Here is a 13869-nt window from a genome sequence, read left to right on the forward strand (position 1 = left end):
CCACAGCAGGGACGCCCAGCATCCCAGTCGGATTGAGGTGCTGAGGCAGGTAGGCCGGCGCTTCGGTTAAGCCGCTGCGCCGCCCAATGGATTGAACGCTTCCCCGGCCTTGAGCATGCTATGCATTATGACGGCAAGTTTTCGCGCAAAAGCAACCGCGGCACGTTTGAAGCCCAGCCGCTCACGCAGCATCAGCCCCCAGGTCTTTAGACTGCATTCGGTCCTAGCAGTGGTTGTTGTTAAGAGAACGGTTGCTGCCTCGTAGAGTAATCCTCGCAGCCGACTGTCACCGCGTCGCGAGATATGGCCACCATAATCTATTTCGCCAGACTGATAGCGCCGCGTCGTCAGCCCTAGCAAAGCGCCGACTGAGCGCGAGGTGGGGAGGTTTTCGGGATCTTCGATCGCGGCAATGTACGAGACGGCCGTGACGGCACCAACGCCTGGAATCGTCATCAGGAGCTTCTTAGCCCGGCTCTGTCTGGAAGCTACGAGCAATTGGTGATCAAGATTGGATGCGCGCTTACGTATGTCGCGCCATGCTTCGAGCAGGGGCAATATCACAGCTGCCAGGCCGCTATTTCCATCTAGCAGCGCTCTCACATTAGCATCAAATGCCCCGCCTTTCCCTTTGGGTACGATGAGACCAAACGTTTTTAAGAGGCCACGTATTTGGTTGCTGAGCTGCTTGGAAATGCTTAAGAGCTGGCTACGCGCTGCCACCAGTGTGCGCGTCACCATGTTGTCGAAAGTCTTTACTCGCACGACTTTGTAAAATCCGGCTTCTGCCAACTGCGCTAGGCCATCCGCATCATTGGCATCAGTCTTGTTGAGGGTTTCAGCCGGGCCCGGTTCCAATCGTGAGCCCGTATTTCCATCTTACCGGGGGCAACCAACCATGTCAGATATTGCTGAGGCAATGCCTTTGGGGAAACCGACCCGCGATTACCCCATGTTCAAGAGCCACAGAAGTCTCAGCTAGCGATATAGATTCTCAGCATCGGAGCTGGGCTAATTTCACCTTCCGGAAATTCGCTGGGGCCTTTCGACCCCAGGATTTTTCCTTCCATCACTGACGCGAGGTCAGATCGTCGGGCAGTTCGGCATTGTGGTACTTGCGGTAGATGTCACGCAGTACCTTGTTGTCGAAGTTGGTCTTAACCCACTGGTCGAGCCAACCTTTCAAGGCTGTCTCGCCCTTGGGGATACCGATGCCCAGATTAGTTTCCTTCTGGGTAAATTTTACCTGCAGCGGATTTGCGGTCATCTTCTTGTTGATGCCGTTGATGACCGCCGACTGGCTGGACAGTATATCGACCTGGCCAGAGACGACGGAAGTGATCAGCGTCGCATCGTCCTCGAAGCGGACGATATCGGCGCCCTTGGCCTTGGCGGTGATGTCCTGGTCGTTGGTGGTTGCACGGGTCACGCCGATGCGCTTGCCGTCGAGATCGGCATAGTCCTTGATCGCTTCATCAGCCGGACCGGCAACGACGAGAGCGAGCGTCGCGTAGGGAACCGAATAGTCGATCGCCTTCTTACGCTCTTCGGTGATGCCGAGCGACGAGACGACCATGTCGGCCTTGCCTGTCTGGACCGAGGGAACGCGGGCGGCGTTGGTTATTTCCACCAGCTCCAGCTCGACGCCGAGATCCTTGGCGATCAGCTTGGCGGTTTCGACATCCGAGCCCGTCGGCTTCAGGTTTTCGTCGACAAAGGAATATTCCGGAATGCCCATTGCCACGGCGATGCGAACCTTCCCGGCCTTCTTGATGTTGTCAAGCACGTCGGCATTGGCGACCGATGCAAAGGCCAGCAGGCCAGCTCCGGCAATAAGTGCCAGTTTCGAAATCATTCTCGTCGGCATTTGAGTCTCCTCTCTCGTTTGTCCGACCCTGCGGTTTCACGCAGGTCCTCCTCCTCAGCTCACAGCTCTTCAGCCATGAACTCCCTCAGCTCCGGCGTCTGCGGATTGGAAAGGATGTCTGCCCCTCCGGTCTCCCAGACCTTGCCGGTATGCATGTAGATGACGCGATTGGCGGCGCGCTTGGCGAAGCCCATCTCGTGGGTGACGACGATCATGGTCATGCCGCCGCGGGCTAGATCTTCCATGACGCGCAGCACTTCACCGGTGAGTTTCGGATCGAGCGCCGATGTCACTTCGTCGAAGAGCATCACCTTCGGCTGCATCGCGAGTGAGCGGGCGATCGCCACGCGCTGCTGTTGGCCGCCGGAAAGCTGTTCGGGGTAGTTGTCGATCTTCTCCATTAGGCCGACCTTGGCGAGAACCTGCCTGGAGATCTCGTAGGCTTCGTCCTTGCGAATGTTCTTCACGCGGCGCAGCGCCAGCATGATGTTTTGCGCCACGGTCATGTGCGGGAAGAGGTTGTAGCTCTGGAACACCATGCCGATATCGCGACGAAGCGCGCGCAGATCGAGCTTCGGGTCCTCGACGTGGTGGCCGCAGACTTCGATCGTGCCATCCTGGATCGTCTCCAGGCGGTTGATGCAGCGCAGCGCCGTGCTCTTGCCGGAACCGGACTGGCCGATCAGTGCCACGACCTCCCCGGTATTAATTTCGAAGGACACGCCCTTCAGCACCTCAAGGATGCCGAAACGCTTGACGACATTGGTGAGTTTAACGGCGGCCGGCATTGAGTTTCCTCTCGAGCGAACGGCTCCAGACCGACAATGGATAGCAGACGCAGAAATAGAAGAGCGCTGCAACGCCGAAGACCAGGAACGGCTGGAACAGGGAGTTGTTGATGACCTGCGCGGCGCGCGTCAGCTCCAGGAAGCCGACCACGGATGCGAGCGAGGTATTTTTGACGAGCTGAACGAGAAAGCCGACCGTTGGCGGCGTCGCGATCTTCAGCGCCTGCGGAAGAATGACGTCGAACAGCGCCTGCCAGCGGGTGAGACCCAGGCATTCGGCCGCCTCGAACTGCGTCTTGGCGATCGATTCCACCGCGCCGCGCCAGATTTCGCCGAGATAGGAGCTCGAATAAACCATCATGCCGAGGCCGGCAGCGACGAGCGGCGGAACCGCCACGCCGAAGACGCCGAGGCCAAAATAAAGCAGGAACATCTGGATTAGCAGCGGCGTACCTTGGACGATCTGGATGTAGACGAGCGCCGCGCGCCGCAACCAGCGGAAGCGCGAGATGCGCGCCAGCATGACGAAGAAGCCGGCAACGCCACCCAGCACGAAGGCCAGCGCCGAAAGCACGACGGTCCAGAGCAGGCCGTCCAGCAGGTAGAAGAGATGGTTGGTGGAGAATGCGCCGAGCATCGTCACCTCACACGCCAAGCCCGAGCCGGCGGCGGCGCGGGAATGCGATGAGGCCAAGCCCGAAGAAGGCGGCGCGCATCAGATAGGTGATCGCGATATAGAGGAGCGCGACGACGAAATAGGTTTCGAGCGATCGGAATGTGTTCGACTGAATGTTGTTGGCAACGCCCGTCAGTTCTTCGGCCGAGATCTGCGAGCAGATCGACGTCGACAGCATCATCAAGATGAACTGGCTGGAGAGTGACGGATAGACGCGCTCGATCGCCGGCAGGAGGATGATGTCGCGGTAGATCTGGAGCTTCGAGAGGCCAAGCGCCTCGGCGGCCTCGATCTGGCTTGGATGGACCGAGTCCATCCCGGCGCGGACGATCTCGGCGGTGTAGGCGCCGACGTTGATGACCATCGCGAAGACCGACGCCGCGATGATCGGCAGGCGGAAACCAATGGACGAGAGGCCGAAAAAAATGAAGAAGATCTGCACGATAAACGGCGTGTTGCGCACTGTTTCGATATAGACGCCGACGATGCCGCGCAGGATGGTCGAGTTCGAGCGGCGGGCAATCGCGCATGCCACGCCGATACCCATTCCGATGATCACCGAAAAGAGTGTGATCTCAATCGTCGTCAGTGCGCCGGTCAGGAAATCCTGCCAATAGGGCACAAGTGCCCCGAAATCGAACTGATACTGCATAACTCCTCCGTGCGCGGCGGATCACGCCGGCGCTCATGCCTTATCGTGCGAGCCAGCCGCCATCGACGGGGATGACGGTAGCGTGGACGTAGTCGGATGCTGCCGATGCCAGGAACACGGCGGTACCGCCAAGCTCCGATGGCGAACCCCAGCGTCCGGCCGGAATGCGCGCCAGGATCGCGACATTGCGGTCCGGATCTTCGCGCAGCGCCGTCGTGTTGTTCGTCGAGAAATATCCGGGCGCGATCGCGTTGACGTTGACACCCTTTCCGGCCCATTCGCAGGCAAGCAGCCGGGTGATCCCGGCGAGGCCGCTCTTCGATGCCGTATAGGATGGTATGCGGATGCCGCCTTGGAACGACAGGAGCGAGGCGATGTTGATGATCTTGCCGCTACCCTTTTCCAGCATGTGCCGACCCGCCGCCTGCGACAGGAAGAATGCCGTTTTCAGATTGGTATCAATGACCGCGTCCCAATCCTCCTCGGTAAAGTCGATCGCATCGGCGCGGCGGATGATGCCGGCATTGTTGATTAGAATGTCGAGGCCACCGTAAACCGAGATGGTTTCTGCAACGATATCTTTGACCGGGGCGATTGTGCCAAGATCCGCCTTGATCGCGTGGAAGCGGACACCTGTCTTGGTGACCAGCGCTTCAGTTTCCTCCATCGACGAGCGGCCGACGGCAGCGATCGAAGCGCCCGCTTTGGCGAGCGCGATGGCGATGCCCTGACCGATACCGGTATTGGCGCCGGTAACGATGGCGGTGCGGCCCGAGAGATCGAAGGGATTGCTCATCGCCCTACCTCAGATCCGCGATGGCGATATGGTCCATGTCGGTAAAGCTCTTGTTGTCGCCGGCCATCGCCCAGATGAAGCTGTAATTCTTGGTGCCAGCACCTGAGTGGATCGACCAGGGCGGCGAGATGATCGCCTGCTCGCTGGCAACCAGCATATGGCGGGTTTGCTGCGGCTCGCCCATGAAATGAAAGACGCGTTGGTCGGCTTCCAGATCGAAATAGAGATAGGCTTCCATGCGCCGGTCATGCGTATGGGCCGGCATGGTATTCCAGACGCTGCCGTCATCGATCATGGTGAAGCCCATGGTCAGTTGGCAGGACTGGCAGACTTCCGGGTGGATGAACTGATAGATCGAACGCTTGTTAGCGGTCGTCGCTTCGCCGGGCGTCAGATGGCGCGCCTTGTCGCGGGTCAGAAGCACGGTCGGATGAACCTCATGCGCCGGTGTCGAGACCAGATAGAACTTGGCGGGCTTGGCGGCATCAAGGCTTTCGAAGCGGACATCCCTGGCGCCCTTGCCGACATAAAGGCAGTCGTATTTCTGAAGCTCATGCGTATTGCCGTCCACGATAACGCGGCCTGTGCCGCCGATATTCAGCGCGCCGAGCTCGCGTTCAGCGAGGAAGGTTTCCTGACCAATCTCCTTCGGCGCGCCGAGCGTCAGGCCTTCATCTAGCGGCGTTGCGCCGCCGATGATCATGCGGTCATAGTGAGAGTAGGTGAGACGAATTTCGCCGCCTTCAAAGACTGTCTCGAGCAAGAAATGGCGGCGCAGCGTTTCCGTGTCGTAGCCGCGAACGGCCTCTGGATGGGAAGCGTGACGGACATCGATCTTCATTGATTTTTTCCCTTCTCTTCAGTGGGTTCCAAGGGAGATTTTGCATCCTCGACGAAATAGTTCGGATCCCAGATTTCGGCCTTCTCGACTTCGCCGAGCAGTTTGCCAAGATGAAAGCCCATGGCGGCGGCGGCACCTGCCTTGTCGCCCGTCTTCATGCAGCCGATCACCGCCGAATGCTCCTCGATGACGCGGACAAGACGACCTTCCTGCGGCAGGGTCAGCAGGCGGTAGCGATCGGAGTGGACCTTCACTTGCTGGATGATCGCCCATATACCGGGGAAGCCGGAGATATCGCTGATTAGCTTGTGAAAATCGTTGTCGATGACATGGAACGCGGCGACATCGTCGTCGCGCACGCAAGCGATGAGGTCAGTCAGATTGCGCTCCAGCGCGCGGATACCTGACGGTGTGATCTTCTCGACGGCGATTGACACGGTCGTATCCTCGAGCGCCTTGCGGACTAGGATCGCCTCGTAGAGCGCGCGACGTGGAATGCGCGAAACGAAGGTGCCGGATTGCGGAAAGACATCGACGAGGCCATCGTCGGAAAGACGCAGGACCGCCTCGCGGATCGGCGTGCGGCTGACGCCGAACTGCGCTTCCAGTTCTTTCTCATTGAGGAGGTCCATCGGCTTCCGGCGCAATGAGATGATGTCGTCGCGCAGCGCGTTGTAGACGAGCGTCGCAGCGCGCGGGGCAGCCGCGCGCTGATGCGACAGATGTGTGACGCCGGCGAGCGAGCGCTTCTTGCGAGCTTCGCTCATCGCGTCGCACGCCGCATGCCGACAAACATAGGCCCGAGATTTCTCTCCATCAGTCGCCACCTCCCGCTGGCTTGGAAATAAGTAGTATATTAGTATCCAACTTAGCGCAAGCGGGACAGGGTCCCTGCACGGCGTGCCGGCGACCGTAAGATTAAAGTCGATCAGGCAGACTGTGCGACGTGGCGGCGCCGTGAAGGGCAAAGGCAAATGACGCGAACTCTGTTCCGTATTGGATTATCCGTCACAAGAATCTCATGGCGGCGATGCCATTCGTTAACATCGAAGGCCCTTGTCGTTCTCATTTGAACCGTATCAGACCTCCGTCCGATGTCGGGTGGGCGATCTTCCGATAACTTCGGGATCATCTTGAACGATCCCGTCGCGTTGGCGGCTTGATTTGGAGGACACAATGCGCATCACCACCCTGGCTTCCATTGCCGCCCTGTCTCTTGCCCTCGCCGCAAGTCCCCTCGCCGTCGCCGGTTTCGACATCGCGGCCATGGCGAAAGGCGGAAACGGTGGTGGCAATGGAGGGGGAAGCGGCGGCAATGGCAATGGTGGCGGTGGTCATGGCAATAGCGGTAGCCAAGGCAGCAGCTCCACGCATGGTAATTCACAGTCGCAAGGCAACGCCGCGAGAGGCAAGTCAGGCGAAGCTGTTGGTCAGTCGCAATCCAGGAAAGCGGAGCGAACACCTGCCGTTACCACGAAACAACGCAAGGCTTCGGCGGAACTTGCCGGTTTGAACTCACTCAATCGCAGCTTCAAGGCCTATCTGCACACGTCCGACCCTCGAATGACCGCCATTTCCGCCTACGCCGTGGCATATGCCCAATATGAACTTGATAACGGTGTCGAGCCGTCCGAGGATGACCCGATCCTCGGCGACCAGGCCCTGAAAGATGCGCTGGCATCGGCGACAAAAACCGGCGAAGTCAGCGCTGCCGCTCTCGAAAAGGCCAAGTCTATTCTCGGTGTCGGTGAGGCCGCGGGAAAGATTGATCAGATTAAAGCCACGCTTACGCCGACAAAGCCGACCGAGGACGCAGATCCCGCGGTTGTTCGATCGAATTGAGCGGGAGCGAAATCGGTGTATAGCTCAAAGCGATCCTGAAATGTCAGCAACGGATTGGGGTGAGGTCGGCATGTCTCTGAAACACAGCAGTCGGCGCTCGCTGCACTCACCCCTCTTCGTGAAGGCGGGCAAGGCAAAGCGGAGATTTGAGCGTATTAGGGAGTCGCCGGCGCATCTGGCGCTCGGTCGACTTATCGGGTTAATGCCCCATGACAGCGACGTTGGCCAACTGGTCCTCAACGACATGGCAAACTTGTACCCGACGCTAGCAGTTCAGCGCACCATCGCGCATAGGTCATGCGCAACCTTGCTTAAATGATAGCGGAAGTTAATCTCCTTGGAGGATTTGATTCGCACGATTGAGTGGGGAGCGCGATCATGGAGCATCAGAAGAGAGGATACCTTCTGGCGGACGAGCCAGTCGAGTTCCTTCTGCTCGCCGCCGGGTTATTGGCCATCACCATTTTGGCGGGCGCCGTGGTGATCATTGCCGCGATCTTTTAGCAGGACCGTCGGCGTCGATGCGGCGGAGGATCAGGTTGTCGCCACCAACTTGGCGACGAATTGACGCTCGTGGCGGGGCGAGGGCGAAGCTGTTTGGATTACGATGAGATCCCCACATCTGATCTGCGGCTTCGCAATAAATGACAAGGCGCGTAACGCATTGTGCTTGGCGAGATAATTGGCGATCCGCTCAAGACCGTTTTCCGTATCGCCGGTACCACCGCCCGGCTGGTGAGTTTGGGTAGGGCGGCGACCATTTCCTCAGCCAGGCCGCGAGGTCGCTCTTTAACAGTTCCCGGCGATCAAGGATCCAACGCAGTTCATGGAGGCAATCATCGTCTGCATGCGCGGCAGCTGGCTAAACCGAGAATGCGGCACGCCGTAAATATTGCCACAGTCACAGATCGTTCGGCGAGACGGCGGCGCTCGCGCCGCCGTCTCGGCCGATCATTTGACGGCTGTCAAAGTCGCGTGCATTCCGGCCTCGTAATGACCCTTGATGTTACATAGCAGGAGATATGCACCGGGCGTGAGTTTGGCCTTAAGCGATCCGTCAGCACCTGGCTTGAGCTCGGACACTTCACCGAGGCTCTTTAGCTGATGCTCGTCGACCCGGTGCTTGCCTTGTTGGACTGCTACCTCTTGGTTGATCGACTTGAGCTTCACTAGGACCATCTCGTGTTCCTCGGTCATCGCGTCGTTGTGTACTTGGAATACCACGTCACCTGCCTTCACGGTTGGCTGATCGACTGTCAACGACATCGCGCCGCCGCCTTCACCATCTTCAATGACCTTCACAGTCGTTGCAGCGAAAGAGGGCGCGGCGACGCAAAGCACGGCGACTGCGCCGAGTATGCTCTTGTAGTTCAACATGCGGCTATTTCTCCTCAGTGTTAGCCCAGCGCTTGGACACCTACGAGGGCGGACTGACGCCTACCTGAACCCACGAAACATCGGGTTTGCTGTTGCATTGCATTTTCCGCTGCGGATCGCGAACGTTGCTGGACTGATCCACGCTACGAGTTCAGCCGGTTGTCATCCGGCGTAAAACGTCTGTCCGGAAATAAAAGTGCTGGACAAGTGCCCCGAGGACATGGACCGCAACGACGGCCCAAAGCACGACCTTCATTAAATCGGCGTGGATCGACCCAGCGGCATTAACCCCAAAATAATACGCCGCAATCCCCGAGACTGGCATTAGGAAGATCAACGCGTAAAGCAGCAGGTGGACTATCTTGGCTGCCAGGTGCGACATCATTGATTGACCGACCGGCTTGGCCGGAACGCCCGCCCGCCATCGCACCACGAGACGTATGATGGCAAGCAACAGGATGAGAATTCCAGCATATGCATGAATGTTGGCGCTGGAGACTTCAGCGGCCGTTGGTGTCTGGCCGTGCCGGATCAAGCGATGCCAGGCGTTCATCCCATCCGGAAATAGAAGGTTGAAGAAAACCAGAAGAGCAACCGTCCAGTGAAGGACGCGTTGAAAAATTGAATAGGAGTGTGACTTCATGCGAAAATTCCATTTGTTCATATGAAGCATTTGCCGCACGAGCTGACGCGCACCTGAATTTTTAGCCTCTCTCGTCGAATATTCCTTCCAGCGGCGCCGATGGTTTGGTCGTCTACCCTTGTCAGATACTTTTGCGTTCTCCTTCGGCTGAAATCAACAAGCAGTGACTTCCGCCTTAAGTCGCGTGCGCCGCGCCGCCTCATCGGGTTCGACCGAGCCGATGCTTGCGCGATGGCCGCGCCAAGGGAGCGATCGATGCGGCCAAGAGCGCGGCAACTCAGGCGGACGCGCCAGACTTTGGGGATTCAGGCAACGACGCCGGCGACCATGCCGCCGAGCCGGCGCGACCAACAAACGCAGCCGACGTTATTCCGCGGCGTGACGAAGCCGGACGCCGTCAAGTGGTTCGACGAGCACGAAGATCTCGAAATCACTAATCATGTGATGTTGGTCGGAGCCGATAACCGCCAAGGTCCAGAAGTTCGGATCCTCACCGAAAGTCGTCGAGATTTCACGATCGTCGTGCGACCATCGGTGTGCTTGTCGGAACGCGCCCAAAAAATGCGCCTGGAACCAAACTCCTTACTATCTCTACCCTTAAACGAGGTTGCCATGGTATTAGGAGTATGACCATTGCGCGTCTGCGCTGCCCACAACGATGATGGTCCGCGGCCCTTGCTCTATCCGCGGTTCTCCGAGCGCCCCTTTAGGGAAATCCATCCCATGCAGCACTGACTGTCGTGTTCTCGACCTCGATTGATCGCGCGGGTTACAGCGCCGTGGCATCCATCCCCGAACAGAAAGACCGGGGCGCATGCGCATTGGCGCGTCAGAGCCTGAACCGCAATTGGTCCGCGTGAATGACATCCGCCTGTTGGAGCGAGGACAGGGTTACGCCCAGCAAACGCACGCCCTTGGGTGGCGGGAAGACGGGCTGGAGCAGTGAACTGATGGTCTCCTCGATCTCATCGGCCGATAGGAACGGCCGCTCGCAGGTCCTCGCCCGCGTGATCTGTGTGAAGTCCGCGTACTTAACTTTGAGAGTGACGGTTTTCGCCCGGATGGTATTGGCTTCGCAATATCGCCACACCTTGGAAATCAGCGGCTGCATACCTTCGAGCGCCGGCCCGTAGCTATGAATGTCCCGTGCGAACGTGTCCTCGGCGCCGACCGACTTGCGAACCCTGTCCGGCTTGACGCGGCGCTCGTCGATACCGCGGGCGATGCCATAAAAGTATGGACCAGCTTTCCCGAAATGTTGCGTCAGAAATTGCAGCGACTGGGCCTTGAGGTCGCCTCCCGTCTGAATGCCCAATCTGTGCATCTTGTCGGCGGTGGCTGGTCCAACGCCGTGGAATTTCTTCACCGCCAGCGCCTCGACAAAGGCGGGGCCGTTCTTTGGCGTGATGACAGCCTGGCCGTTGGGCTTGTTGAGGTCAGAGGCCATTTTGGCGAGGAATTTATTGTAGGAGATGCCGGCTGACGCATTCAGCCCGGTGACCGCCTTGATCTTGGCGCGGATCTCACGCGCGATCTCGGTGGCGATCGGCATGTCCTTTAGGTTTTCGGTGACGTCGAGATAAGCCTCGTCGAGCGACAGCGGCTCGATCAATGGCGTATACTCGGCAAAGATCTCGCGGATCTGCTGCGAGACCGCGCGATAGACCTCGAAGCGCGGCGTCACAAAAATCAGATCTGGGCATTTGCGCGCGGCCGTGACCGAAGGCATCGCCGAATGAACGCCGAATTTTCGGGCCTCATAGCTGGCTGCCGCGACAACACCACGCGCCGCAGCGCCGCCGACCGCCAGCGGCTTGCCGCGCAGTTCTAAATTATCGCGCTGTTCCACCGACGCATAAAAGGCATCCATGTCGACATGGATGATCTTTCTGACGGTCGCACCGGGCATGATATCCATCGGCGCGATCTCATACAGGACCGCTGCCATTCGAACCGCGCTTTCCACCCGATCCCACGAGTTTACCCCAATACCCTGCCTCGACTTTGTCGAGCTCCTGGTCCAGCTCGGGATAGGGCCGAGCTTCATGGGGCAGTTCAATCCAGGCGGTATCGACGGCAAGCGACGGTCCGATCTGCGAGGTGACCGCGTCGGAGTCGGGCCGATCGAACGGCTCGAAGGGGTATCCGCCGAATCCTGTGAGCAGATCCGCGGTGCCGGGCGAGAAATAATAGAGTGGCTCCCCGTCCCGGCTTCGGAAAAGGGCGGCAACGTGCCGGTCGACGCTGTCATACCGCGGCGGAAACAGCTTCAGAAAATGATCATGGACCGCCACGAGAAATTTAGGTTCCGGCATCGACGATATCGCGGGGTCGAGTTTGCGCCAGCTCATGTCCATATCCTTGCCTGTTGGAAGGAACAAAATATGAACATTTGTCGTAAGAGTCAAATCTGAGACCGTTGTAGGTGCGGCAAATTCTGAGTAGCTGATCGTGTCGCCGGATATCGCGGCTGGCTCTAACGGAGCAGAGCGCTTCGATCAACAGTCAGGAAAGGGTTTCGTGCTTGGCATGAACGAGTTCGACCGCGATCGCCATCAAATGGCGACCATGCGAGCTATCGACATCGCAATGGTTCAAGTGGCACCACTCGCGCACAGCGCAGGTGACTGTTTCAATCTCATCGTCGGAAAGGAATAGGGGACATAACTTGCACACGTGCTCCCCGTTGGATCCGTAAGAGCAAGTATTAACTCCCAAGCGGCGGCTACCCGTTATCCCTGACGCCGACAATCAGTAGTGCACTCTCATTTCCCGGGATGGATTGCCCAATAATCGTGTCGGACAGCTCGAGCGCGATCCACGATTGCCGCGGTCACGATAGCATCACCTGCCGCAGCGGTTCGCCATCTTTCGAAACGATCGATGAGCCATACGGCTCGCGAGACGATACGATCAGTGCCTCGTCCGGCAGCGGCCGAGCCAAGTGCATCGCCTCGTCCCATGGCGCCCTCATCCAGACATCGGTTTCCTCCCGCGTGAGCAGAAGCACCGGCATCGCCTTCTTGTGAATGGGCTTCACCAGCGCATTAGGATCGGTGGTGAGGAAGCCATAGAGATCATCTGTCGTCAGCCCGTCCTTCACCTTCCTAACGCTCTTCCACTGCGGCACATGGATCCCTGCGAAAAACATCAGAGACTTTTCCTCATCACGGGCAAACCACGCATTGGGTACGCTTCCCCCGTCCTCTTGGCTTACCGGATCCGGCTCGGCGAAGCTGGTGACGGGCACGAGGCATCGATGCTCAATGCCAAACCAGCGCTTCCAGTGTGGAAGGTTGAGCTTGCGAACATTGGTGACGCCGCGGTCTGGCTCCATGCGAATGATCTCATCCATGTCTACGGTCTGGCCCTTGGCCTGAAGTTTCGCGGCGCGGGTCTCCGCTGCCTGTTTCTGGACGAAGATCGGGGAGGGGAGCCCCCAGCGAGCATGGACGAGTTGCTTTTTCCCGTGGGCGGTGTTGCGGACGATCGGGCCCATCTGATTAGGATTCATCTGATAGGACGGCCTGATGTTGATCAGGCTCTCGACGTCCTGCGCCCACTTGCTGACCCAGTCCCTATCTTCCATGCGGTATAGATTGCACATCCGATAACCATCCCTCACGAGAGAACCGGACCTAACTTAGCGCATATTGCGCTGTTCGCTAGTAGAGGCGAAAGACTTCGGCACGTCCCGCCGCTTTCGTGACCTCATGGCCCGCATGGCGAGCGTTCGTCTGTCGTTCGGGCGCGAAACTCGACCTTCGCGATCGGGGTCGGCTGGACCCATGCGACCTCGCCGGCGTCAGCCGTCTCCCGGTGGCCGCTTCCGCATCCAGGGCCAACTTATTCAGGATCTTTCTCGGGCTCGCACGCAATACGGAGGCAAGCCCGTGGAAGGACCCTATCGTGTTCTCGGTGAGGCCGAACGCGCCCGTGCCGCTCCATGGGATTGGGTTGACCCCGCCATTAACCATGAGGGAGCCGACATTTTGCGGATGCCGGATTGTCGAAGTTTTGGTGGAATGCCTTGAACATTTATGATGATGACAAATTATGACAGCAAGCGAGCTCGCGGTGAATTGGCGTTGACGCCCCCGCTGTCATTTTTTCCGGCAGGCCGGCTTTGCGGAAGCTATCGACGAAGTGGTCTCGCACATCTTTGTCGCGCGGCGTCTGGGAGTTTAGCCAATGGTCGATCGTGAAATGAGGGTGGGCAATCGGGGATAACTCCGCTTCTCGTTTCGCTTGCTCACGGTCGCGCAACTGCACAATCGCAGCGGCCAGGAATTTGCGTGAGTTGGTGCGGGCGGAGCCATGCGTGTTTTTCCGGGCGAAGCGATGCGTGTCTTTCCAAGTGTTTAGACAGATTGAATATTCTACCACT

The 13869-nt window shown here is 58.5% G+C and carries 16 protein-coding genes and 2 pseudogenes; 4 read left to right on the forward strand and 14 right to left on the reverse strand.

The window, feature by feature from the left end:
- Positions 1 to 66: 66 nt before the first annotated feature.
- The 8 genes and pseudogenes from ACVTFQ_RS30165 to ACVTFQ_RS30200 form a co-directional block, all read right to left on the reverse strand.
- Positions 67 to 831, reverse strand: a pseudogene (locus tag ACVTFQ_RS30165) (IS110 family RNA-guided transposase); the annotation flags it as partial.
- A gap of 238 nt (positions 832 to 1069) precedes the next feature.
- Complete coding sequence (locus tag ACVTFQ_RS30170; protein ID WP_112950312.1) at positions 1070 to 1867, reverse strand: transporter substrate-binding domain-containing protein; 798 nt, start codon at positions 1865 to 1867, stop codon at positions 1070 to 1072.
- A 59-nt stretch (positions 1868 to 1926) separates the two neighbouring features.
- Positions 1927 to 2655, reverse strand: a complete 729-nt coding sequence (locus tag ACVTFQ_RS30175) for an amino acid ABC transporter ATP-binding protein (RefSeq protein ID WP_111564752.1) — start codon at positions 2653 to 2655, stop codon at positions 1927 to 1929.
- On the reverse strand, positions 2639 to 3292 hold the full coding sequence (locus ACVTFQ_RS30180; protein WP_470424636.1) for an amino acid ABC transporter permease: 654 nt from the start codon (positions 3290 to 3292) through the stop codon (positions 2639 to 2641). Before ACVTFQ_RS30180 ends, ACVTFQ_RS30175 begins: the two co-directional genes overlap by 17 nt.
- Before the next feature lie 7 nt (positions 3293 to 3299).
- Complete coding sequence (locus ACVTFQ_RS30185; protein WP_111564750.1) at positions 3300 to 3983, reverse strand: amino acid ABC transporter permease; 684 nt, start codon at positions 3981 to 3983, stop codon at positions 3300 to 3302.
- Positions 3984 to 4023: 40 nt separating this feature from the next.
- On the reverse strand, positions 4024 to 4779 hold the full coding sequence (gene kduD, locus ACVTFQ_RS30190) for a 2-dehydro-3-deoxy-D-gluconate 5-dehydrogenase KduD (RefSeq protein WP_470424464.1): 756 nt from the start codon (positions 4777 to 4779) through the stop codon (positions 4024 to 4026).
- Between the two features lie 4 nt (positions 4780 to 4783).
- Positions 4784 to 5620: a 5-dehydro-4-deoxy-D-glucuronate isomerase gene (gene kduI / locus ACVTFQ_RS30195; protein ID WP_111564748.1), complete on the reverse strand. Its 837-nt coding sequence runs from the start codon at positions 5618 to 5620 to the stop codon at positions 4784 to 4786.
- Positions 5617 to 6387, reverse strand: coding sequence for a GntR family transcriptional regulator (locus ACVTFQ_RS30200; RefSeq protein WP_470424465.1), 771 nt, complete (start codon positions 6385 to 6387; stop codon positions 5617 to 5619). The genes kduI and ACVTFQ_RS30200 overlap by 4 nt, the downstream gene beginning before the upstream one ends.
- A 409-nt stretch (positions 6388 to 6796) precedes the next feature.
- Between ACVTFQ_RS30200 and ACVTFQ_RS30205 the strand changes: the two genes are divergently transcribed.
- Together ACVTFQ_RS30205 and ACVTFQ_RS30210 are read left to right on the forward strand one after the other, a co-directional pair.
- On the forward strand, positions 6797 to 7462 hold the full coding sequence (locus ACVTFQ_RS30205; RefSeq protein ID WP_470424466.1) for a hypothetical protein: 666 nt from the start codon (positions 6797 to 6799) through the stop codon (positions 7460 to 7462).
- 378 nt (positions 7463 to 7840) lie between these two features.
- Entirely contained in the window at positions 7841 to 7966 is a 126-nt protein-coding gene (locus ACVTFQ_RS30210; protein WP_283193903.1) for a hypothetical protein, read from the forward strand.
- A gap of 447 nt (positions 7967 to 8413) precedes the next feature.
- Here ACVTFQ_RS30210 and ACVTFQ_RS30215 read toward each other — a convergent pair whose 3' ends face one another.
- Both ACVTFQ_RS30215 and ACVTFQ_RS30220 read right to left on the reverse strand, forming a co-directional pair.
- A complete protein-coding gene (locus ACVTFQ_RS30215) occupies positions 8414 to 8839 on the reverse strand; it encodes a sulfocyanin-like copper-binding protein (RefSeq protein ID WP_111564744.1) in 426 nt (141 codons plus the stop codon).
- A gap of 151 nt (positions 8840 to 8990) precedes the next feature.
- On the reverse strand, positions 8991 to 9482 hold the full coding sequence (locus ACVTFQ_RS30220; RefSeq protein ID WP_470424467.1) for a cytochrome b: 492 nt from the start codon (positions 9480 to 9482) through the stop codon (positions 8991 to 8993).
- Between the two features lie 255 nt (positions 9483 to 9737).
- Between ACVTFQ_RS30220 and ACVTFQ_RS30225 the strand changes: the two genes are divergently transcribed.
- Positions 9738 to 10112: a hypothetical protein gene (locus ACVTFQ_RS30225; RefSeq protein WP_470424468.1), complete on the forward strand. Its 375-nt coding sequence runs from the start codon at positions 9738 to 9740 to the stop codon at positions 10110 to 10112.
- A 199-nt stretch (positions 10113 to 10311) separates the two neighbouring features.
- On the opposite strand, the gene dinB is transcribed toward ACVTFQ_RS30225, so the two are convergent.
- Complete coding sequence (gene dinB, locus ACVTFQ_RS30230) at positions 10312 to 11400, reverse strand: DNA polymerase IV (protein WP_470424637.1); 1089 nt, start codon at positions 11398 to 11400, stop codon at positions 10312 to 10314.
- A 10-nt stretch (positions 11401 to 11410) separates the two neighbouring features.
- Positions 11411 to 11833, reverse strand: a complete 423-nt coding sequence (locus ACVTFQ_RS30235; protein ID WP_470424469.1) for a hypothetical protein — start codon at positions 11831 to 11833, stop codon at positions 11411 to 11413.
- Between the two features lie 100 nt (positions 11834 to 11933).
- Here ACVTFQ_RS30235 and ACVTFQ_RS30240 point away from each other — a divergent pair, with 100 nt between their 5' ends.
- Entirely contained in the window at positions 11934 to 12140 is a 207-nt protein-coding gene (locus tag ACVTFQ_RS30240) for a hypothetical protein (RefSeq protein WP_470424470.1), read from the forward strand.
- 175 nt (positions 12141 to 12315) lie between these two features.
- Here ACVTFQ_RS30240 and ACVTFQ_RS30245 read toward each other — a convergent pair whose 3' ends face one another.
- Positions 12316 to 13089 carry an SOS response-associated peptidase gene (locus tag ACVTFQ_RS30245; RefSeq protein ID WP_470424471.1) on the reverse strand — a complete coding sequence of 258 codons (774 nt, stop codon included), beginning with the start codon at positions 13087 to 13089 and terminating at the stop codon, positions 12316 to 12318.
- A 503-nt stretch (positions 13090 to 13592) separates the two neighbouring features.
- Positions 13593 to 13790 (reverse strand): annotated as a pseudogene (locus ACVTFQ_RS30250) (adenylate/guanylate cyclase domain-containing protein); the annotation flags it as partial.
- Positions 13791 to 13869: the final 79 nt, after the last annotated feature.

Source organism: Rhizobium sp. O111, assembly GCF_055616315.1.

What these genes read in the sequence shown, in the direction of transcription:
- ACVTFQ_RS30170 (WP_112950312.1), bottom strand. Translation starts at nt 1,867, where the DNA reads ATGCCGACGAGAATGATTTCGAAACTGGCACTTATTGCCGGAGCTGGC.
- ACVTFQ_RS30175 (WP_111564752.1), bottom strand. Translation starts at nt 2,655, where the DNA reads ATGCCGGCCGCCGTTAAACTCACCAATGTCGTCAAGCGTTTCGGCATC.
- ACVTFQ_RS30180 (WP_470424636.1), bottom strand. Translation starts at nt 3,292, where the DNA reads ATGCTCGGCGCATTCTCCACCAACCATCTCTTCTACCTGCTGGACGGC.
- ACVTFQ_RS30185 (WP_111564750.1), bottom strand. Translation starts at nt 3,983, where the DNA reads ATGCAGTATCAGTTCGATTTCGGGGCACTTGTGCCCTATTGGCAGGAT.
- kduD (WP_470424464.1), bottom strand. Translation starts at nt 4,779, where the DNA reads ATGAGCAATCCCTTCGATCTCTCGGGCCGCACCGCCATCGTTACCGGC.
- kduI (WP_111564748.1), bottom strand. Translation starts at nt 5,620, where the DNA reads ATGAAGATCGATGTCCGTCACGCTTCCCATCCAGAGGCCGTTCGCGGC.
- ACVTFQ_RS30200 (WP_470424465.1), bottom strand. Translation starts at nt 6,387, where the DNA reads ATGAGCGAAGCTCGCAAGAAGCGCTCGCTCGCCGGCGTCACACATCTG.
- ACVTFQ_RS30205 (WP_470424466.1), top strand. Translation starts at nt 6,797, where the DNA reads ATGCGCATCACCACCCTGGCTTCCATTGCCGCCCTGTCTCTTGCCCTC.
- ACVTFQ_RS30210 (WP_283193903.1), top strand. Translation starts at nt 7,841, where the DNA reads ATGGAGCATCAGAAGAGAGGATACCTTCTGGCGGACGAGCCAGTCGAG.
- ACVTFQ_RS30215 (WP_111564744.1), bottom strand. Translation starts at nt 8,839, where the DNA reads ATGTTGAACTACAAGAGCATACTCGGCGCAGTCGCCGTGCTTTGCGTC.
- ACVTFQ_RS30220 (WP_470424467.1), bottom strand. Translation starts at nt 9,482, where the DNA reads ATGAAGTCACACTCCTATTCAATTTTTCAACGCGTCCTTCACTGGACG.
- ACVTFQ_RS30225 (WP_470424468.1), top strand. Translation starts at nt 9,738, where the DNA reads ATGCGGCCAAGAGCGCGGCAACTCAGGCGGACGCGCCAGACTTTGGGG.
- dinB (WP_470424637.1), bottom strand. Translation starts at nt 11,400, where the DNA reads ATGGATATCATGCCCGGTGCGACCGTCAGAAAGATCATCCATGTCGAC.
- ACVTFQ_RS30235 (WP_470424469.1), bottom strand. Translation starts at nt 11,833, where the DNA reads ATGAGCTGGCGCAAACTCGACCCCGCGATATCGTCGATGCCGGAACCT.
- ACVTFQ_RS30245 (WP_470424471.1), bottom strand. Translation starts at nt 13,089, where the DNA reads ATGTGCAATCTATACCGCATGGAAGATAGGGACTGGGTCAGCAAGTGG.